Genomic DNA, 19,526 nt, shown 5'->3' on the forward strand with positions numbered 1-19,526 from the left:
CAAGGCTCTCTTACGGCAATATTTCAATCAAGGGAACACCGGGACTGGCCGGAATTAATTCGCCAATCTGGCTGACGGAGAGCATCAGGCTATCAGCCAGCCGACGGAATTCGTCAATGGCATCCTGACGTACCGCTACCAGCAAACCACCGGACGTTTGCGGATCGCACAGTACCTTACGCTGCGACTCGCTCATGTCACCAATCAGATGACCATAGCTGGCAAAATTACGCTGGGTACCGCCAGGCACGCAGCCTGCGGCAATATAATCATCCACGCCTGGCAGACGCGGCACGGCGGAAAAATGTACCCGCGCCTGTACGCCAGAACCCTGGCAAATTTCGCTCAGGTGCCCCAGTAAACCGAAACCGGTGACATCGGTCATCGCCGTTACACCGCAGAGACGGGCAAACTGTTCGCCAGCGCTGTTTAGCTGACACATGACGTCACGCGCCAGCCCTTGATGTTCCGGGCGCAGCAGCGATTTTTTCTCGGCGGTGGTTAGCACACCAATCCCCAACGGTTTGGTGAGAAACAGCGTACAGCCCGCTTCGGCGGCGCTGTTCTTTTTCACCCGTTCGCTGGGAACCACGCCGGTCACCGCCAGCCCAAAAATAGGCTCAGGCGCATCGATAGAGTGTCCCCCCGCAAGCGTGATACCGGCAGCATGGCAGACGCTGCGCCCGCCTTCCACTACCTGCCGCGCAATTTCCGGCGGCAGTTTTTCCAGCGGCCAGCCCAGGATAGCGATCGCCATTATCGGCTTGCCGCCCATGGCGTAAATATCGCTAATCGCATTGGTTGCGGCAATGCGTCCGAAATCAAATGCGTCATCAACGATAGGCATAAAAAAGTCGGTAGTGCTAATCACCGCCGTACCGTTTCCCAGATCGTACACGGCTGCATCATCACGTGTTTCATTGCCCACCAGCAGCTGCGGATCGTGGAACGCCGTCAGCTCGCTTTGCAGGATAGTTTCTAAAACCTGGGGAGATATTTTACACCCGCAGCCAGCGCCGTGGCTGTATTGGGTTAGACGAATACTCTGGCTCATTGATGGCTCCTTCATCCGCATCACTGGCCGTATGTTAACGCGTTAGCCGTGGCGTGATAAGTCACCTGTAACGCAGCGTAAAGAAAAAGCAGGGCTAAAGCGCCACCCTGCCAGAATAAACGCGGCGGGTCTGTCAGAAATAACTGACAAATGGAGCAGTTTCAGGCGGTAAAACCGTAGTAGAGGATTTCAGCTGCGGCGTACCGAGATAGAGAAAGCCAACGATCGCATCCTGCTCGCGGCAGTGAAAGGCCTTTCGCACCGCGTCATTATCTGTCCAGGCACCGCTGCGCCAGATACCGTTAAATCCCTGCGCCATCGCAGCCATCTGCATCGCCATAACCGCACAGCCAGCGGAAAGCAGCTGTTCCCAGCGCGGCACCTTAGGATGATCTTCACAGTGCGCCACAACGGTAATAATCATCGGCGCACGAAACGGTGCCTGTTTCGCTTTTTCAATCGCTTTTTCATCCTGGTCACCATCGCGAGCCGCCTGTTCCAGCAGCTGGCTGAAGCGTTCAAGACCCTCTTTTTCAATGATATGAAAACGCCAGGGCTGAAGCGTGCCGTGATCCGGCGCGCGCATTGCAGCCCGCAGAATATTTTCCAGCGCTTCGCCAGCCGGTGCAGGCTCGGTTAAACGCGATGCGGAACGGCGGTTAACCAGTAAATGTAGTGCTTCCATTGGCTCCTCCTGATAATGATTAGCATTCTTATTAAACTACCACAGGCTGAAGTTTTGTTACAGAGATGAGCGATTTCCTACTGACTTTTGCTCTGCCGCTCTTTAGGATGTGGATGAAATTCTGGCAGAAAAGCTGTTTTTCTGCCCGCTGTCTGATGATTATGGAGAAAACATGCGCACGGTGTGGCGAATCATAGCAGGCTTTTTTAAATGGACGTGGCGGGTGCTGAACTTTGTTCGCGATTGCATCCTTAATTTATTCTTTATCTTTTTCTTACTGGTTGGCATCGGTATCTGGCAACAGGTAAAAAATCCCGGTACGCAGGTGGATGTACCGCGTGGCGCGCTGAAGGTCGATCTTTCCGGCGTGGTGGTCGATAAGCCGTCAGTCAGCGATAAACTGAGCAAAATAGGCCGGCAGCTGCTGGGCTCTGGCAGCGATCGCCTCAAGGAAAATTCGCTGTTTGATATCGTCGCCGCCATTCGGCAGGCCAAAACTGACGATAAAATCACCGGCATCGTACTGGACTTGCGTAATTTCGCCGGTGCCGATCAGCCCTCTCTGCAATATATCGGAAAGGCGCTGAGTGAATTCCGCCAGAGCGGTAAACCGATTTACGCCAGTGGCGACAGCTACAGCCAGGCGCAATACTATCTTGCCAGCTATGCCGATAAGATTTACCTCTCCCCTCAGGGCACGGTCGATCTGCACGGTTTTGCAACCAATACGCTTTATTACAAAGGACTGCTGGATAAGCTGAAAGTTAGCTCACACGTATTCCGGGTTGGCACGTATAAATCAGCGGTAGAGCCTTTCCTGCGTAATGATATGTCGCCCGCCGCGCGCGAAGCAGACAGCCGCTGGGTTGGCGAACTGTGGCAAAACTATCTGAACGTGGTTGCCGCTAATCGTAAGATTACGCCGCAGCAGCTTTTCCCCGGCGCACAGGGATTATTACAAGCCTTACAGCAAACGGGTGGAGATACAGCGCGCTACGCTAAAGATCGTAAGCTGGTCGATCAGCTGGCGACGCGTTCTGAAACCGAGCAGCTGCTGGCGAAGCAGTTCGGCTGGAACAAGCAGGGCCAGGATTATAACGCCATCAGCATCTACGACTATCCGCTTAAGGATAGCAACACACAGAACGGTAACGTCGCCGTCATTCTGGCAACGGGTGCCATTATGGATGGTGAAGAAACGCCAGGATCGGTAGGCAGCGATACTACTGCCGCACAGATTCGCCAGGCCCGACTCGATCAAAATATTAAGGCGATTATCCTGCGCGTTAACAGCCCCGGAGGCAGCGTTACCGCATCGGAATTGATTCGTCAGGAACTGGCAGCTGCGCGAGCGGCTGGCAAACCGATTGTGGTTTCGATGGGCGGCATGGCGGCGTCAGGCGGTTACTGGATCTCCACGCCAGCCAGCTATATCGTGGCCAGTCCTTCCACTCTTACCGGCTCCATCGGTATTTTCGGTGTGATCAACACGGTAGAAAACTCGCTGGATGCAATCGGCGTACATACTGACGGCGTAGCCACTTCGCCACTGGCCGATATAACTATGACCAAAGCGCTGCCGCCGGAAGTGCAGCAGATGATGCAGCTCGGCATCGAGAACGGCTATCACAATTTCATCAGCCTGGTGGCAAAAGCCCGGAAGAAAACGCCGCAGCAGATCGATCAGATTGCTCAGGGCCACGTCTGGACCGGCAACGATGCGAAGGCCAACGGGTTGGTTGATGCGCTGGGCGATTTTGATGACGCCATCGCAAAAGCCGGAGAGCTGGCGAAGCTGAAAGAGGTGCGTCTGAACTGGCTTACCAGCGAGCCCGCCTTGATCGATATGCTGTTGGGTCAGATGGATGCATCAACCCGCGCCATGCTGCCAAACGCCTTACAGGCCTGGCTTCCCGCCCCGATGGCCGACGTGGTTAGCGCGATGAAAAAACAACCGGGCCTGTTCGATCGCTTTAACGATCCGCAGAACCGCTACGCTATCTGCCTGACCTGCGGCGAAGTGCGTTAATCTCGCTTCAGCCCGACCGGCACAACGCTGGTCGGGCTGCTCTTCCCTGAGCTTTACCGTATACTGCGACTTTTCCGTAAAGCTGAGTCGCTTTTCATGCAAAAGAAATCCATTTACGTTGCCTATACCGGTGGAACCATCGGTATGCAGCGCTCCGAGCAGGGCTATATTCCGGTTTCCGGCCATCTGCAACAGCAGCTGGCAGCGATGCCAGAGTTTCATCGTGCGGAAATGCCCGATTTTACGATTCATGAGTATCAGCCGCTGATTGACTCCTCCGATATGACACCGCAGGACTGGCAGGTTATCGCTGAAGATATCCAGCGCAACTATGCGCTGTATGATGGCTTTGTGATTTTGCATGGCACCGATACCATGGCTTTTACCGCCTCGGCACTCTCCTTTATGCTGGAAAATCTGGCGAAGCCGGTTATTGTGACCGGGTCACAGATACCGCTTGCCGAACTGCGCTCTGACGGACAGCAAAATCTGCTGAACGCGCTGTTTGTCGCCGCTAACTATCCGATTAAAGAAGTGACCCTGTTTTTTAATAACACGCTTTATCGCGGCAACCGCACCACTAAAGCCCATGCCGATGGCTTTAATGCTTTTGCCTCGCCTAATCTGCCGCCGCTGCTGGAAGCAGGCATACATATTCGTCGCCTGAATACGCCTGCCGCACCGCGTGGCGTGGGTGAATTGCTGGTGCATCCGATTACGCCTCAGCCCATTGGCGTGGTGACAATTTATCCGGGCATTTCCGCCGATGTGGTACGCAACTTTTTACGGCAGCCGGTGAAAGCGCTAATTTTGCGCTCTTACGGCGTGGGTAACGCCCCGCAAAACGCCGAGTTTCTCGCCGAACTGGAAGCAGCATCAGCGCGTGGCATCGTAGTGGTAAACCTGACGCAGTGTATGTCAGGTAAAGTGAATATGGGCGGTTACGCAACCGGCAACGCGCTGGCGCACGCTGGCGTTATCAGCGGCTTTGATATGACCGTTGAGGCAACGCTGACCAAGCTGCACTACCTGCTTAGCCAGCCGTTAAACAGCGAAGAGGTTCGCCACCTGATGCAGGTTAATCTGCGCGGTGAACTGACGCCCGATGAGCAACAGGAACAAATCTGATGACGCAGGCATTGATTTTAATCGACCTACAGAATGACTTTTGCCCGGGCGGCGCGCTGGCCGTTGCTGACGGTGATGCCACTATCGCCGTCGCCAATCGCCTGGCAGCGACATTCCGGCAACGTGGCGAACCGGTTATCGCCACTCAGGACTGGCATCCCGCCGATCATGGTAGCTTCGCTTCGGTTTCTGGCGAGGCGGTTAATACGCTCGGCGAGCTGAACGGTCTGCCGCAGATCTGGTGGCCCGACCATGCGATCCAGCAGAGCTGGGGGGCTGAATTTCATCCAGCGCTACAGCGTGACTATATTGATGTGGTATTTCATAAGGGCGAGCAGCGCGATATCGACAGCTATAGTGCCTTCTTTGATAACGGTCACCGACGCCAAACGGGGCTGGACGCCTGGCTACGCCAGCGTGGCATTAATCAGCTGGTGATGATGGGGCTGGCAACGGATTACTGCGTTAAATTCAGCGTGCTGGATGCGTTGCGGCTGGGCTATGGCGTAGAAGTGGTGGTTGCAGGCTGCCGCGGCGTTAATCTACAGCCACAGGACAGCGAACGGGCGCTGGAGGAGATGGCAGCTAACGGCGCACTTATTCGTTATTAAACAATCCCGCCTGCGGGCGGGATAGCAAATAAGGCTTAACGCAACGGATTACTGTAGCGTAATGCGCGTGACGTTGTCACTGATACCGAACTCTTCTTTCAGTTCACGTTTTGAACGTGTTACCAGCTCACCGCCCTGCCCGATGCTCATATGCTGCGGCTGCTGATTATGGCGCGACTGCCACAGCATAACCAACTGCATACAATGCTCTTTTTGCTCTTCAGAAAGCGCCACGCCATCGGGCCATTTACCGGTTTCAACCGCCAGTACCAGACGCTGATACAGTTCCGGCGTCATGCCAGCAATAATCGCCTCAAGTTCAGATTTCATAATTAGCCTCGCGTCTGTTTGCCGTCGTTATCACTAAAGCTTAGCGATGCAGAGTTCACGCAGTAACGTTCACCGGTCGGCTGTGGGCCATCGGGAAAAACGTGCCCCAAATGGGCATCACAGCTACCGCAGCGAATCTCAATGCGCTGCATACCGTGTGAATTATCCTCCAGATAACGGATCGCCTCCTCGCTGTAAGGCTGATAGAAGCTGGGCCAGCCGCAGCCGGAATCATACTTACTTTCCGATAAAAACAGCGGCGCATTACAGATCAGACAGTGATAAATCCCCTCTGCTTTGTTGTGCAACAGCGCACCGCTGAACGGAGGTTCGGTACCGCGCTGCTGAGTAACATAGCGCTGCATCTCACTGAGCTGGTTATCAGGCGTACGATCGTTCAATTCTTTAGCCATTTTCATCATCTCTGGCAATGTTATTCTTAAAAAATCAGCTAGTATTCTAACAAGCAGTTAACAAGAACAGGTTAATATTTTGTGCCTGACAAGCTCAAGGCATGGCCTGACCGCCAATTTGTGATACAGGTCACTCTTCATAAAGGTCAGCCCTTTATATTCGCTCATGAAGCCGCAAGATCCGTACTGGTAAAGAGTAGTGAAAGCGGTTTTAAACGGCAGAATTCTCTGAAATGGGTTTGACCTGTCGCAATAATTGACACGATTCCGCTTGACGCCTGGTAAGGATTTTGTAATTTTACAGGCAACCTTTTATTCACTAACAAATAGCTGGTGGAATATATGACTATCAAAGTAGGTATTAACGGTTTTGGTCGTATCGGTCGTATCGTTTTCCGTGCTGCGCAGCAGCGTTCAGACATCGAAATCGTTGCTATCAACGACCTGCTGGACGCGGAATACATGGCGTACATGCTGAAATATGACTCAACGCACGGCCGTTTCGATGGCACCGTTGAAGTGCAAGACGGCGCGCTGATCGTAAACGGCAAAAAAATCCGTGTTACCTCTGAAAGAGACCCGGCTAACCTGAAATGGGACGAAGTCGGTGTTGACGTGGTAGCAGAAGCAACCGGTATCTTCCTGACTGACGAAACCGCGCGTAAACACATCACTGCTGGTGCGAAAAAAGTGGTTATGACCGGTCCGTCCAAAGACAGCACTCCGATGTTTGTTCGCGGTGCCAACTTTGACAAATATGCTGGCCAGGATATCGTTTCTAACGCATCCTGCACCACCAACTGCCTGGCTCCGCTGGCTAAAGTTATCAACGACAAATTCGGTATCGTTGAAGGTCTGATGACCACCGTTCACGCTACCACCGCTACTCAGAAAACCGTTGATGGCCCGTCTCACAAAGACTGGCGCGGCGGCCGCGGCGCATCCCAGAACATCATCCCGTCCTCTACCGGTGCTGCTAAAGCAGTAGGTAAAGTACTGCCGGAACTGAACGGTAAACTGACCGGTATGGCGTTCCGCGTTCCGACTCCGAACGTATCTGTAGTTGACCTGACTGTACGTCTGGCTAAACCGGCTTCTTACACTGAAATCTGTGAAGCTGTTAAAGCCGCTTCTGAAGGCGACATGAAAGGCGTTCTGGGCTACACCGAAGACGCAGTGGTTTCTACCGATTTCAACGGCGAAACCCTGACTTCTGTATTCGATGCCAGCGCAGGTATCGCTCTGAACGACAACTTCGTGAAACTGGTTTCCTGGTATGATAACGAAACCGGCTACTCTCACAAAGTTCTGGATCTGATCGCACTGGTTGCTTCTAAATAAGCAGCAGTGACAGACTAAACGTTGAGGGCGACTACGGTCGCCCTTTTTTATCGTCTGAATTCCAGCAAGGTACTATCATCATGACCGAAAAACTGTTTTCTCTTCCCGTGGTTGATCAGATCTCCCCTTACCTGAGCCTGCGTCAGATTGGCGAACTGCCGGTACTGGTGGTTAACCATCCGAAAGTGCGCGCCGCCGTTACCCTACAGGGCGCCCAGCTTATTGCCTGGCAGCCTAACGGAGAAAAGCCGGTTATCTGGCTGAGCGAGAAAACAGCCTTCAGCAACGGCAAAGCGATTCGCGGTGGCGTACCAATATGCTGGCCGTGGTTTGGTCCGGCAGGCAAACCGGGACACGGCTTTGCACGCGTGCAGCCCTGGACGCTTTCCGCGCATGATGAGAATGAAGAGAATGTATTGCTGACGCTGGTGCTGGAAAGCAATGAACAAACCAAAGCGCTGTGGCCACATGATTTCACGCTGTTTGCCCGTTTTCGCCTGGGCGAACGCTGTGAAATTGAACTGGAAGCCCATGGCGATTACCAGGCTACCTGCGCCCTGCACAGCTACTTCTGCGTTGCCGATATCACCGAAGTAGAAGTTAGCGGCCTGGGCAATCCTTATATTGATAAGGTTAAGGATGGCGAACCGGGCACCTCCGCTGACGGCAAACAGCGCTATACGCAGCGAGTCGATCGCATCTATACCCAGCCGGACGATTGCAGCCTGATTCACGATCGGCAGGGACAGCGCGTTATCGAGGTTTACCATCACCATCACAGCGATGTGGTAACCTGGAACCCTGGCGTGGAGCTCTCATGCAGCATGGACGATATGGCGAACGAAGGCTATAAAACCATGGTTTGTGTGGAAACCGCACGGATTAACCGGCCAATGAAAAGCACCGTTGAGCAACCTGCCCGCCTTGCCACCACCTTCCGCGTACGGAATAAGCGTTAAAAAAAGCCGGGCGTCTGCCCGGCTCTGCCATTTTTCCGTTAAACCACATCCAACGGCTGTTTACTTTGCGGTGGCGGAAAAACAGCATCCATACGAGCCAGATGCTCATCGTTTAAGCTGACCGTCAGTGCTGCCGCATTTTCCTGCACGTGAGTCACGCTGCTGGCTTTCGGAATCGCCATAACGCCCGGCTGCCTTATCACCCATGCCAGCAGCAACTGCGCCACGCTGATACCCAGCTGACGGGCAATATCCTGTAATTCGGGATTCGTCATCAGATCGCGTCGCAGCCGCCCCGCCTGCGCCAGCGGGCAGTAAGCCATCACCGGAAGATGCTGCTCACGACAGGCTGGCAGTAGATCGAACTCAATGCCGCGTGAAGCCAGATGATAAAGGACCTGATTGGTCACGCAGGCGCTGCCGCCCGGTTCCTGCCACAGATCGCGCATATCATCGATATCAAAGTTTGAAACGCCCCAGCGACGGATCTTACCCTGCTGCTGCAACGTTTCCATCGCCCGGATAGTTTCCTCCAGCGGAACATTACCGCGCCAGTGCAGCAGATAAATATCAAGATAGTCAGTTTGTAACCGCTTCAGACTGCGTTCGCACGCCTCGATGGCATCCACCACACCCGCGTTCCACGGATAAAATTTTGATACCAGGCAGGCGCGATCGCGTCTTCCCTGTAGCGCCTCACCGACGATGCACTCCGCCCCGCCCTCCGCATACATTTCCGCCGTGTCGATCAACGTCAGGCCACAGTCAAGACCCGCCTGTAAAGCGGCAACTTCATAGCGACGGTGGCTCGCATGTTCACCCATATACCAGGTTCCCTGACCGATAGCGGGCAGGCTCAGCTCGTCAGTAAATTTTACGGTTCTGCTCATGTTCCCTCCATTGCACATCAGGCAAGCACCATGCCGGTGCAGCGGAGCGCTAAACGCTCCGTTTTAACGCAGCCGATCAGAAGCTGTAGCTAATACCGGTCCAGACCGTTAGCTGAGAGTTATTATCCACCATCGGGCTGTCTTTAACTTCATCGGCCAGGCGGGTATAACGCGTATAGATGCCCGCATTCCAGCGCTCACCAAGACGATAATTTGCGCTCAGTTCGACGTAAGGGCTCCAGCTGTCATCAGGACGATAGCGGCTGATGCCGGTACGCGCCGATTCATGACCGGAAACCCCGTAGTAATAGCGGTTCTGGTTAGCACTGCTCCAGGTAGCCCCAATTCCTGGCGTCACGCTGAAATCACCAAAATCGAAACGATAAAGGTAGGTCAGATCCCAGACGATGCCGTCGCTCTTATCCAGCACATCGCCCAGCAGATTGGTGCGCACCATTCCCCAGTCAGCAATATGACGATACTCAACGCCGCCCATTAAGGTCATGCGACGTTTATCCAGACCTTTCATCGCGCCGAGATCGTTATCGCTGGAATCGTAACGCTGCGCTGAACCGGCTAACGTCAGTGAAAGCTGATCCTGCTGGTCTTTCCACAGATAGTATCCGCCCTGCAAAGTACGCAGCCAGAAGCGGTCACCTTCATAGTTGATGACCGGAAGCGGTATGTAACGATCCTGACCGCCTTTGTAAGGGCTTTGTGCATAGATTACCGATGCCCCTACCGTCAGCGGATGTGCCTCTTCTGCATATGCAAAACCACATATTGGTAATAACAGAGCAAGCGCGCTAATTTTGAATTGGTTCACAATATATTTCTTCCGTAAATATAACAATGAGACAGTTAGTTTAACGCTAATGTGCGACAGTTTTAAATCCTTATACTTTTACGCTTCCTGTTGCGTGACTAACCTGGCGGTAACGAAAGAAAAAAGCGTTTTTATTTACAAACTCGTTACAACCCGCGCCCCGCAAGGGCCTTCTCTATTCCCTGACTCACTTTCCTGCGCAAATCAAATGGCATGAAAGAAATTTCCTGAAATGCCATCTACAGTTAAAAGTAACCTATGTGATTCGTTCGAGCAGAGTAACCATTAAATTTGTGTACCCCGATAAAAATACGTCAGGTTGGCATAAGGGTTGCTGTACTCCCAAGAGAATATTTTCCGGAAGCTGATACACCTTTTATAACGCTTCCTTTACCTGTGCTAAAAACGAAAGGACGGGCATCGCTATGAATATATTCGATCACTATCGTCAGCGTTATGAAGCTGCCAAGGACGAAGAGTTCACACTGCAGGAATTCCTGACCACCTGTAAACAGGATCGCAGTGCATACGCCAACGCGGCAGAAAGACTATTGATGGCTATTGGTGAGCCAGTAATGGTGGATACTGCCCAGGAGCCTCGCCTTTCCCGACTGTTCTCAAACCGCGTTATTGCGCGCTATCCAGCCTTTGAAGAGTTTTATGGGATGGAGGAAGCCATTGAGCAAATCGTTTCCTACCTGAAACACGCGGCTCAGGGGCTGGAAGAGAAGAAACAGATCCTTTACCTGTTAGGCCCGGTAGGCGGCGGGAAATCGTCGCTGGCCGAAAGGTTGAAATCGCTGATGCAGCGCGTGCCGATTTATGTGCTTAGCGCTGACGGCGAACGCAGTCCGGTAAACGATCATCCGCTGTGCCTGTTTAACCCGCAGGAAGATGCCAATATCCTTGAGAAAGAGTGCGGCGTACCGCGCCGCTATCTCGGTACGATTATGTCACCCTGGGCGGCCAAGCGGCTGCATGAGTTCGGCGGCGACATTACCCGTTTTAAAGTGGTCAAGGTCTGGCCTTCTATCCTCGAACAGCTGGCGATTGCCAAAACCGAACCGGGTGATGAAAACAACCAGGACATCTCCGCGCTGGTGGGTAAAGTAGATATCCGCAAGCTGGAAAACCACGCCCAGAACGATCCCGACGCCTACGGCTACTCCGGCGCGCTCTGCCGCGCTAACCAGGGGATTATGGAATTCGTCGAGATGTTCAAAGCGCCAATCAAGGTGCTGCATCCCCTGCTGACCGCCACGCAGGAGGGTAACTATAACGGCACCGAAGGGATCTCCGCGCTGCCCTTCAACGGCATTATTCTGGCGCACTCCAACGAATCGGAATGGGTACAGTTCCGTAATAACAAAAACAACGAGGCGTTCCTTGACCGTGTTTATATCGTCAAGGTGCCTTACTGCCTGCGCGTATCGGAAGAGATCAAAATCTATGAGAAGCTGCTTAACCACAGTGAGCTGACCCATGCGCCCTGCGCACCCGGCACGCTGGAAACGCTGGCGCGCTTCTCTATCCTTTCACGGCTGAAAGAGCCAGAAAACTCCAGCATCTATTCCAAGATGCGGGTTTACGATGGCGAAAGCCTGAAGGATACCGATCCGAAGGCAAAATCGTATCAGGAATATCGCGACTACGCTGGCGTTGACGAAGGCATGAACGGCCTTTCGACCCGCTTTGCCTTTAAAATTCTGTCACGCGTGTTCAACTTCGATCATACCGAAGTGGCGGCAAACCCGGTGCATCTGTTCTATGTGCTGGAGCAGCAGATTGAACGCGAGCAGTTCCCGCAGGAGCTGGCGGAAAAGTACCTTGAGTTTTTAAAAGGCTATTTAATTCCAAAATATGCGGAGTTTATCGGCAAAGAAATTCAGACCGCCTATCTGGAATCCTATTCCGAGTACGGTCAGAACATCTTCGATCGTTATGTCACCTACGCCGATTTCTGGATTCAGGACCAGGAGTACCGCGATCCCGATACCGGACAGTTGTTCGATCGTGAAGCACTGAATGCCGAACTGGAAAAAATTGAAAAACCCGCCGGCATCAGCAATCCGAAGGATTTCCGTAATGAGATCGTCAACTTTGTATTGCGTGCCCGTGCACAAAACAATGGTCGTAACCCTAACTGGACCAGCTATGAGAAGCTGCGCACGGTAATTGAGAAGAAAATGTTCTCTAACACCGAAGAACTGCTGCCGGTTATCTCGTTTAACGCGAAAACATCTACCGACGAGCAGAAGAAACATGACGATTTTGTCGACCGCATGATGGAGAAAGGCTATACCCGCAAGCAGGTTCGTCTGCTGTGCGAATGGTATCTGCGCGTACGCAAATCATCTTGAGTGAAGGCGTGTAAGCAATAAACGCGTAATCAAAGCATAAAACAGGTCGGGCGCGATGCCCGGCCTGGCTTACAACGTTGTTGGGGGAGCTATGGCCTATTTTATCGATCGGCGACTCAACGGCAAAAACAAGAGCGCGGTAAACCGTCAGCGCTTTTTACGCCGCTATAAGTCGCAAATCAAACAGTCGATCTCCGAGGCCATTAACAAACGTTCGGTGACCGACGTTGAGAGTGGTGAATCCGTTTCGATTCCGGTAGATGACATTAACGAACCCATTTTTCATCAGGGACGCGGCGGCACCCGCCATCGCGTTCATCCTGGCAACGATCACTTCGTACAGAACGATCGTATTGAACGTCCTCAGGGCGGTGGCGGAGGCGGCGGCAGTGGTCAGGGCAACGCCAGCCAGGATGGCGAAGGACAGGATGAGTTTGTTTTCCAGATTTCAAAAGATGAATATCTCGATCTGCTGTTTGAAGATCTGGCGCTGCCGCATCTGCGTAAAACGCAGCAGCGACAGATGAACGAGTTTAAAACGCATCGTGCGGGCTTCACTTCCAATGGCGTGCCAGCCAACATCAGCGTGGTACGCTCGTTGCAAAACTCCCTGGCGCGGCGTACCGCGATGACGGCAGGTAAACGGCGCATGCTGCACGAACTGGAAGAGGCGCTGCTGCTGACAGAAAAAGCGGAGCCGGCACAGCTTCTGGAGGAAGAGCGGCTCAGAAAAGAGATTGCCGAGCTGCGGGCGCGCATTGAGCGCGTGCCGTTTATTGACACCTTCGATCTACGCTATAAAAACTTCGAGAAACGCCCGGAACCGTCCAGCCAGGCGGTAATGTTTTGTCTGATGGACGTTTCCGGCTCGATGGATCAGCCCACAAAGGATATGGCGAAACGCTTTTATATTCTGCTCTATCTGTTCCTGAGCCGAACCTATAAAAACGTCGAGGTGGTTTATATCCGCCATCATACGCAGGCAAAAGAGGTGGACGAACAGGAGTTTTTCTACTCGCAGGAAACGGGCGGCACCATTGTTTCCAGCGCGCTTAAGCTAATGGATGAGGTAGTAAAAGCGCGCTACGATCCCACGCAGTGGAATATCTACGCTGCACAGGCTTCAGATGGCGACAACTGGGCCGATGATTCGCCGCTGTGCCATGAAATTCTGGCAAAAAACATCCTGCCAGTGGTGCGTTACTATAGCTATATCGAGATTACCCGGCGCGCGCATCAAACGCTATGGCGCGAATATGAGCATTTACAGGCAACGTTTGATAACTTCGCTATTCAGCACATTCGCGAACCGGAAGATATCTATCCGGTATTCCGCGAACTGTTTCACCGACAGGCGGCGGAGAGTTGAGACAACGTCGGTGATGTTGGTTTCAGAGCGCGCCCTAAACCAGTCGGCTTCAATGCCGCACCCTTAAGCAGATAACAAAAAGCCGGTCGTTATTGACCGGCTTTTTACTGCGCCACACTTCAGATAATGAGACCTGTTTTCAGGCCGCAGCGCCTTTTGGCTGCGAGGCAATATGTCCGGCCCACAGGCTGGCCACCCACTTAACCCCTTTCGCCGTAAAGCGCGCCTGAGAAAACGCGTGCTGATTTTCGCCCACGCCAGAGCGTAGGGTAAAACGCCCGGCGCTAAGGTGCTGCTGATGAGGCGTCAGCGTTCCGTTCAGACGGTACATAATATTGCGCTCCAGCAGAAACTGACGAAAATCTGGTTCTTTAACTTTCAGCATCTTGCACAGCTGGCGAAAACCGAGCGACTCCTCTTCCACCGTGACATAACGGTCGAAGAACTCCGCCTTGGGTGCAAAAAGCGCCAGCTGCTGCTCTGCCTTCTGGCGCTGCTCAAACTGTTCAGCCCAGGCACGTGCCGCTTCAGCCGGATTGGTGAAATCGGGCAGATGCGCCACTTTTTCACGCTCCTGCCAGCGATCCAGCGCTTCAGCGGTAAACGCCGGTGATAAACGTGCTACGGCCAGCACCGAGTCACGCTTATTAAGGCGATACTCCTGGCGCACCGTTCCTTCAGCTTCATAGTCCCAGGCGGTAAGCGGCTGCGACAGCCGCTGCGCGGTTTCCAGGCTCTTTATCAGACGTTTCACCTCGCCATGCGTATTACCGGTCATCTCTGCGATTTCGCGGCTACTCATCGTGACGGATTGATGAAGAGCATTCAGGCTCTCAGTTGAAATCATCATAGCTTCACCATTGTCTTGCAAACAGCAACAGCCCCATGCGGGAGTACAAATAGTATACTGATTACTGGCTGGATATCCAGTATTTTTTTTAATCAATTTAGTTTTGCGAGGCAACGCGAAAAAAATAAAACCTTTCCCTAATCAGCTGGGACAAGCTATTGATAAAGCATTATCTTTTTAAAACGGTTATAGTAATGCGACGTCCAGCCTTGTCTTAACCAGCCTGCTTTGTGAGGAGAATCCGCTTTGAACGCCAGCACGATTTACAGTCTTTTCATTATCGGTTCCGTACTGGTGGCATCAAGCATTCTGCTTAGCTCGTTCTCATCACGCCTTGGCATCCCTATTCTGGTGATCTTCCTTGCGCTCGGCATGTTGACCGGCGTGGACGGCATCGGCGGCATCGCCTTTGATAACTATCCGCTCGCCTATCTGGTTTCTAACCTTGCGCTGGCGGTGATTTTGCTGGATGGCGGCATGCGTACCCGTGCCAGCTCGCTACGCGTCGCGCTTGGTCCGGCGCTATCGCTGGCAACGGTCGGGGTGTTGATTACCGCCGGATTAACCGGGCTGGCTGCCGCCTGGCTGTTTCGTCTCGATCTGATGCAGGGCTTTCTGATCGGGGCCATTATCGGCTCAACCGATGCCGCCGCCGTTTTCTCTCTGCTGGGTGATAAAGGGCTTAACGAACGCGTCAGTTCCACGCTGGAGATTGAGTCCGGCAGCAACGACCCGATGGCGGTTTTCCTGACCATCACCCTGATCGAAATGATCCAACGGGGCGAAACCGGCCTGAGCTGGATGTTTGTAGTGCATCTTATCCAGCAGTTCGGTCTTGGTATCGTGCTGGGGCTGGGCGGGGGCTGGGCGATCCAGCAGCTTATCAATCGTATTTCCCTGGCAAACGGCCTCTATCCCTTGCTGGCCGTCAGCGGCGGTATTCTGGTGTTCGCACTGACCACCGTGCTGGAAGGCAGCGGCATTCTGGCAGTCTATCTCTGCGGCTTCCTGCTAGGTAATCGCCCGATTCGCAACCGACACGGCATCCTGCAAACCTTTGACGGTATGGCCTGGCTGAGCCAGATCGGTATGTTCCTGGTGCTGGGCCTGCTGGTAACGCCGTCCGATCTCTGGCATATCGCCGTTCCGGCAATGTTGCTGTCACTCTGGTTGATTCTGTTTGCCCGTCCGATTTCGGTACTGGTCGGGCTGTTGCCGTTCCGCAGCTTTACCCTGCGCGAGCGCGTTTTTATCAGCTGGGTCGGGCTGCGCGGCGCGGTGCCGATTATACTGGCAGTGTTTCCGATGATGGCGGGGCTGGAGAACGCCTCACTGTTCTTTAATATCGCCTTTTTCGTGGTGCTGGTATCACTGATGCTACAGGGCACCTCGTTAGGCTTTGCGGCGCGGAAGGCAAAAGTGATCGTCCCCCCTACCGCCTCGCCGATCAGCCGCGCCGGGCTTGATATTCATCCTGAAAACCCCTGGGAGCAGTTTGTTTATCAGCTGAGCGCCGATAAATGGTGCGTTGGCGCGGCGCTGCGCGATCTGCATATGCCACGCGAAACGCGGATCGCGGCGCTGTTTCGCAATAACGTATTGATGCACCCTACCGGTAACACCCGCCTGCGCGAGGGCGATGTACTGTGCGTGATCGGGCGCGAACGCGATCTGCCCGCGCTCGGCAAATTGTTTAGCCAGTCGCCGCCGGTAGCGCTCGATCAGCGTTTCTTTGGCGACTTTATCCTGGAAGCCGATGCACGGCTACGCGATGTGGCACAGATCTACGGACTCGATCTGGATGAAGAGACGAACGATCAGCAGTCGCTGGGCCAGCTCATTCTGGGCATGCTGGGCGGTGCGCCGGTCGTCGGCGATCAGGTGGAATGGAACCACCTTATCTGGACGGTGGCGGAGAAAGAAGATAATCAGGTGATTAAAATCGGCGTGCGCGTACCTGAAGAGAAAGAATAATCCGGTTCCAGGTTTTGCGGCTCGATTTTCCTGCCGGAGCGACTACGCTTAAAGCTCACGTCTTTCCTGGAGGGAATAACTATGGGTCATGTAGTCAAAATTGGTCGCTACGAGATTATTGATGCGGATCTGGATGCCGAAAAGATAGATACCGTCAGCATCCCCTGTCAAACTAATCCCGGACTCAGCTACCAGCTTGACGGCTGGGATCAGGAAACCAGCGTTCCTGCCTGGATCGACGGTGAGCCGGTTGATTTGCAAATCTGCCACTATGATAAGCAACAGGATCGCTGGGTATTGAAAAAACCTGCCTGATACGCCGATCGCCGTCCGGGGCAGTACCTCGCTGCTCCCCTTTTTATCATTCTTCTTTCTTTTTGTTTAACATCTCTTTACCCTGTGCAGCTTAAAAAATTCAGGGCAACCCTTTTTCTATGCAAAAATTTACCTTTCTGTTGCTTAGCCTGGTGCTACTGGCTCCGCTGGGCATCGATCTCTATTTGCCCACGCTACCGGATATTGCTCTGGGGCTATCAACGCCGGTCTCCACGGTACAGACAACTATCCCAATTTTCCTGTTAGTAATGGGGCTGGGGCAGATTATCGCCGGACCGCTGGTAGATAACTTTGGCCGAAAACCAATAGCGATGATCGGCCTGCTGCTTTACATCTGCGGCAGCGCCCTGGCCGCCTGCGCGCTGAACTGGCCGATGTTTTTACTGGCACGCGTGGTACAGGGCTGCGCCGTCTGCTGTACGGCGGTAGTGGCTTTCAGCGGCGTGCGCGATCGCCTGACCGGTGACGACGCGGCTCGTGCCTACGGCTTTCTTAACGGCGCACTGAATATTGTGCCAGCGCTGGCACCGATGCTGGGCGGCTTTCTTGCCGAGGCCTTCGGCTGGCGTGCACCCTTCTGGTTCCTGGCCTGCTACGCGCTGTTTATCAGCGTGCTGATTGGCCTGTTGCTGCCGGAAACGCGTCCGGCGGATACGCGCAAGGTTAAAGGGTTGCCGCTGCGTCAGTATGGCGCAATCCTGCGTGAGCCACGCTTTTTGGCCTTCGCCTTTGCCAATGCCGGCGCGTTAGGAATGGTACTCACCTACGTTTCGCTGGCGCCGCACGTGTTGATGACCGAAGGCCAGTTGAGCGCCTTACAGTTTTCCATCGCCTTTGGCGCTAATGGTTTCTGGATCATGCTGGTCAGCGTGCTGGTTAATAAAATGATTCGCAAGGTAGGACGTCCCGTTTGTCTGGCGCTGGGCACGCTGGCGATGCTGTTGGGCAGCGTATTGTTGTTTGCTGGCGAACAGATGCTACCTGCGTCACTGCAAACCCACTGGGCGCTTTATATGTTGCCGGTAGCGGTATCCGTTGCCGGGCTGGCCTTTACCGTTGGCCCCGCCACCAGCTACGCGCTGGAGCCTTATCACCAGCAGGCTGGCGTGGCGTCGGCGCTGGCAGGTTTTATTCAGATGGCGGGCGGCTCGTCTGCCGGGCTGTTGATGATGGCGCTGCCGCTGAAAGAAAAAGATGCGCTGGCGCTGATGATGCTGGCAGGTGCAGCGCTCACGTTTCTGGCGTGGCGCTACAGTAAAAAGATGCGCGGTTCGCTTACCGCGCTCTCGTTTTAACGGACTTCAACCGGTACCCGCGGTGTCAGCGCACACATCAGCTCATAGCCAACGGTACCGGCACTGCTGGCCACCTCGTCAATTTTGATCTGCTCACCCCACAGCTCGGCCTTCGAACCAATGCCGGCCTGCGGGCAAGGCGTTAAATCTACGGCCAGCATATCCATAGAAACGGTTCCCAGCGTTCGGGTGCGCACGCCATCCACCATAACCGGCGTGCCGGTAGGCGCGTGACGCGGATAGCCATCGGCATAGCCGCAGGCGACAATACCGATACGCTGTTCTTCAGACGCATGATAGCGATAACCATACCCAATCCCTGCACCCGCCTTCACCGTTTGCACGGCGATAACGTCGCTGGTAAGCGTCATGGCTGGTTTCAGACCGGTACTGGCGATATCCTGCCACTGACCGCTGGGCGAGGCCCCATACAGCACGATGCCCGGCCTTACCCAATCGAAGTGCGCCTCAGGATGCCAGAGCGTTGCCGCCGAATTCGACAGCGAACGCGGGCAGTCCAGCCCTTCTGCCGCCCGCTCCACCTGCTTCATCGGCTCGACTATGCCTTCTGCGCTTTCCGCTTCGGCAAAATGGGTCATCAACGTCATTTCACCCACGTTTTCCAGCGCGCGTAGCTTCTGCCAGACGTTATGGACCTGCTCCGGCAAAAAGCCCAGCCGATTCATGCCGGTATTAACTTTGACATAAATATCCAGTGGCGCGCTCAGCCGCGCCTGCGCCAGCGCTTTGATTTGCCAGTTGCTGTGCAGGCTGGTAGTCAACCGATAGCGATCCAGCAGCGCCAGCTCATCGCTGTGGAAAAAACCTTCCAGCAGCAGTATCGGTTTTTTCCAGCCGCGCTCGCGCAGCAGAATTGCCTCTTCAAGGTTGAGTAAAGCAAAGCCATCGGTATCACTCAAATGCTGCCAGATACGATCGATGCCGTGACCGTAGCCATTCGCTTTTACAACAGACCAGATACGGGAATCCGGCGCGGCCTGACGCACAATTGCCAGGTTTTGCCGCAACGCAGCGCTATGAATGGTTGCGACAATCGGACGTGACATAGCCTCTCC

The 19,526-nt window shown here is 54.0% G+C and carries 17 protein-coding genes and 1 pseudogene; 10 read left to right on the top strand and 8 right to left on the bottom strand.

The genetic code is table 11. From position 1 onward, the window contains the following. Positions 1-10: 10 nt before the first annotated feature. A complete protein-coding gene (gene selD, locus C7M51_RS07385; protein ID WP_160621195.1) occupies positions 11-1,054 on the bottom strand; it encodes a selenide, water dikinase SelD in 1,044 nt (347 codons plus the stop codon). Between the two features lie 133 nt (positions 1,055-1,187). After that, positions 1,188-1,739: an NAD(P)H nitroreductase gene (locus tag C7M51_RS07390; RefSeq protein WP_160621196.1), complete on the bottom strand. Its 552-nt coding sequence runs from the start codon at positions 1,737-1,739 to the stop codon at positions 1,188-1,190. 172 nt (positions 1,740-1,911) lie between these two features. Here C7M51_RS07390 and sppA point away from each other — a divergent pair, with 172 nt between their 5' ends. The 3 genes from sppA to pncA all read left to right on the top strand — a co-directional run bounded on the left by sppA (position 1,912) and on the right by pncA (position 5,507). Further along, positions 1,912-3,768: a signal peptide peptidase SppA gene (sppA, locus tag C7M51_RS07395; RefSeq protein WP_160621197.1), complete on the top strand. Its 1,857-nt coding sequence runs from the start codon at positions 1,912-1,914 to the stop codon at positions 3,766-3,768. A gap of 96 nt (positions 3,769-3,864) precedes the next feature. After that, the gene (gene ansA / locus C7M51_RS07400) at positions 3,865-4,896 is read left to right on the top strand and encodes an asparaginase (RefSeq protein WP_160621198.1); all 1,032 of its coding nucleotides are present in this window, start codon (positions 3,865-3,867) and stop codon (positions 4,894-4,896) included. Further along, positions 4,896-5,507, top strand: coding sequence for a bifunctional nicotinamidase/pyrazinamidase (pncA, locus tag C7M51_RS07405; RefSeq protein ID WP_160621199.1), 612 nt, complete (start codon positions 4,896-4,898; stop codon positions 5,505-5,507). Before ansA ends, pncA begins: the two co-directional genes overlap by 1 nt. 48 nt (positions 5,508-5,555) lie before the next feature. On the opposite strand, the gene C7M51_RS07410 is transcribed toward pncA, so the two are convergent. Together C7M51_RS07410 and msrB are read right to left on the bottom strand one after the other, a co-directional pair. Then, the gene (locus tag C7M51_RS07410) at positions 5,556-5,837 is read right to left on the bottom strand and encodes a YeaC family protein (RefSeq protein ID WP_160621200.1); all 282 of its coding nucleotides are present in this window, start codon (positions 5,835-5,837) and stop codon (positions 5,556-5,558) included. A gap of 2 nt (positions 5,838-5,839) precedes the next feature. Next, positions 5,840-6,250 carry a peptide-methionine (R)-S-oxide reductase MsrB gene (msrB, locus tag C7M51_RS07415; protein WP_160621201.1) on the bottom strand — a complete coding sequence of 137 codons (411 nt, stop codon included), beginning with the start codon at positions 6,248-6,250 and terminating at the stop codon, positions 5,840-5,842. A gap of 342 nt (positions 6,251-6,592) precedes the next feature. Here msrB and gapA point away from each other — a divergent pair, with 342 nt between their 5' ends. Continuing rightward, positions 6,593-7,591 (top strand): glyceraldehyde-3-phosphate dehydrogenase, encoded by a 999-nt coding sequence (gapA, locus tag C7M51_RS07420; RefSeq protein WP_160621202.1) that lies wholly within the window; start codon positions 6,593-6,595, stop codon positions 7,589-7,591. Positions 7,592-7,671: 80 nt separating this feature from the next. After that, positions 7,672-8,550: a D-hexose-6-phosphate mutarotase gene (locus tag C7M51_RS07425; RefSeq protein WP_160621203.1), complete on the top strand. Its 879-nt coding sequence runs from the start codon at positions 7,672-7,674 to the stop codon at positions 8,548-8,550. Between the two features lie 38 nt (positions 8,551-8,588). Here C7M51_RS07425 and C7M51_RS07430 read toward each other — a convergent pair whose 3' ends face one another. Together C7M51_RS07430 and C7M51_RS07435 are read right to left on the bottom strand one after the other, a co-directional pair. Continuing rightward, a complete protein-coding gene (locus C7M51_RS07430; RefSeq protein WP_160621204.1) occupies positions 8,589-9,440 on the bottom strand; it encodes an aldo/keto reductase in 852 nt (283 codons plus the stop codon). A 76-nt stretch (positions 9,441-9,516) separates the two neighbouring features. Next, complete coding sequence (locus C7M51_RS07435; protein ID WP_160621205.1) at positions 9,517-10,266, bottom strand: MipA/OmpV family protein; 750 nt, start codon at positions 10,264-10,266, stop codon at positions 9,517-9,519. A 425-nt stretch (positions 10,267-10,691) separates the two neighbouring features. Here C7M51_RS07435 and yeaG point away from each other — a divergent pair, with 425 nt between their 5' ends. Together yeaG and C7M51_RS07445 are read left to right on the top strand one after the other, a co-directional pair. Further along, the gene (yeaG, locus tag C7M51_RS07440; RefSeq protein ID WP_160621206.1) at positions 10,692-12,626 is read left to right on the top strand and encodes a protein kinase YeaG; all 1,935 of its coding nucleotides are present in this window, start codon (positions 10,692-10,694) and stop codon (positions 12,624-12,626) included. Positions 12,627-12,717: 91 nt separating this feature from the next. After that, entirely contained in the window at positions 12,718-13,995 is a 1,278-nt protein-coding gene (locus tag C7M51_RS07445; RefSeq protein WP_160623596.1) for a YeaH/YhbH family protein, read from the top strand. A gap of 139 nt (positions 13,996-14,134) precedes the next feature. Here the strand turns inward: C7M51_RS07445 and C7M51_RS07450 are convergent, their stop codons facing one another. Beyond that, positions 14,135-14,845, bottom strand: a complete 711-nt coding sequence (locus C7M51_RS07450) for a phage antirepressor KilAC domain-containing protein (protein ID WP_160621207.1) — start codon at positions 14,843-14,845, stop codon at positions 14,135-14,137. A gap of 294 nt (positions 14,846-15,139) precedes the next feature. Here C7M51_RS07450 and C7M51_RS07455 point away from each other — a divergent pair. The 3 genes and pseudogenes from C7M51_RS07455 to C7M51_RS07465 form a co-directional block, all read left to right on the top strand. Further along, positions 15,140-16,753: pseudogene (locus C7M51_RS07455) on the top strand (potassium/proton antiporter); the annotation flags it as partial. Positions 16,754-16,900: 147 nt separating this feature from the next. Then, complete coding sequence (locus tag C7M51_RS07460) at positions 16,901-17,134, top strand: DUF1480 family protein (protein ID WP_160621209.1); 234 nt, start codon at positions 16,901-16,903, stop codon at positions 17,132-17,134. 119 nt (positions 17,135-17,253) lie between these two features. Beyond that, the gene (locus C7M51_RS07465) at positions 17,254-18,450 is read left to right on the top strand and encodes a multidrug effflux MFS transporter (protein ID WP_160621210.1); all 1,197 of its coding nucleotides are present in this window, start codon (positions 17,254-17,256) and stop codon (positions 18,448-18,450) included. On the opposite strand, the gene dadX is transcribed toward C7M51_RS07465, so the two are convergent. Continuing rightward, positions 18,447-19,517, bottom strand: a complete 1,071-nt coding sequence (gene dadX / locus C7M51_RS07470; protein ID WP_160621211.1) for a catabolic alanine racemase DadX — start codon at positions 19,515-19,517, stop codon at positions 18,447-18,449. The genes C7M51_RS07465 and dadX overlap by 4 nt on opposite strands. Positions 19,518-19,526: the final 9 nt, after the last annotated feature.

It is taken from the genome of Mixta intestinalis (assembly GCF_009914055.1).
Taxonomy (GTDB): Bacteria; Pseudomonadota; Gammaproteobacteria; order Enterobacterales; family Enterobacteriaceae; genus Mixta; species Mixta intestinalis.

Excerpts from the sequence above, each read along its gene's own strand:
- C7M51_RS07460 (WP_160621209.1), top strand. The coding sequence starts at position 16,901 with ATGGGTCATGTAGTCAAAATTGGTCGCTACGAGATTATTGATGCGGAT.
- C7M51_RS07465 (WP_160621210.1), top strand. The coding sequence starts at position 17,254 with ATGCAAAAATTTACCTTTCTGTTGCTTAGCCTGGTGCTACTGGCTCCG.
- gapA (WP_160621202.1), top strand. The coding sequence starts at position 6,593 with ATGACTATCAAAGTAGGTATTAACGGTTTTGGTCGTATCGGTCGTATC.
- msrB (WP_160621201.1), bottom strand. The coding sequence starts at position 6,250 with ATGGCTAAAGAATTGAACGATCGTACGCCTGATAACCAGCTCAGTGAG.
- C7M51_RS07425 (WP_160621203.1), top strand. The coding sequence starts at position 7,672 with ATGACCGAAAAACTGTTTTCTCTTCCCGTGGTTGATCAGATCTCCCCT.
- C7M51_RS07410 (WP_160621200.1), bottom strand. The coding sequence starts at position 5,837 with ATGAAATCTGAACTTGAGGCGATTATTGCTGGCATGACGCCGGAACTG.
- C7M51_RS07445 (WP_160623596.1), top strand. The coding sequence starts at position 12,718 with ATGGCCTATTTTATCGATCGGCGACTCAACGGCAAAAACAAGAGCGCG.
- C7M51_RS07390 (WP_160621196.1), bottom strand. The coding sequence starts at position 1,739 with ATGGAAGCACTACATTTACTGGTTAACCGCCGTTCCGCATCGCGTTTA.
- yeaG (WP_160621206.1), top strand. The coding sequence starts at position 10,692 with ATGAATATATTCGATCACTATCGTCAGCGTTATGAAGCTGCCAAGGAC.
- sppA (WP_160621197.1), top strand. The coding sequence starts at position 1,912 with ATGCGCACGGTGTGGCGAATCATAGCAGGCTTTTTTAAATGGACGTGG.
- dadX (WP_160621211.1), bottom strand. The coding sequence starts at position 19,517 with ATGTCACGTCCGATTGTCGCAACCATTCATAGCGCTGCGTTGCGGCAA.
- C7M51_RS07450 (WP_160621207.1), bottom strand. The coding sequence starts at position 14,845 with ATGATGATTTCAACTGAGAGCCTGAATGCTCTTCATCAATCCGTCACG.
- C7M51_RS07430 (WP_160621204.1), bottom strand. The coding sequence starts at position 9,440 with ATGAGCAGAACCGTAAAATTTACTGACGAGCTGAGCCTGCCCGCTATC.
- pncA (WP_160621199.1), top strand. The coding sequence starts at position 4,896 with ATGACGCAGGCATTGATTTTAATCGACCTACAGAATGACTTTTGCCCG.
- selD (WP_160621195.1), bottom strand. The coding sequence starts at position 1,054 with ATGAGCCAGAGTATTCGTCTAACCCAATACAGCCACGGCGCTGGCTGC.
- ansA (WP_160621198.1), top strand. The coding sequence starts at position 3,865 with ATGCAAAAGAAATCCATTTACGTTGCCTATACCGGTGGAACCATCGGT.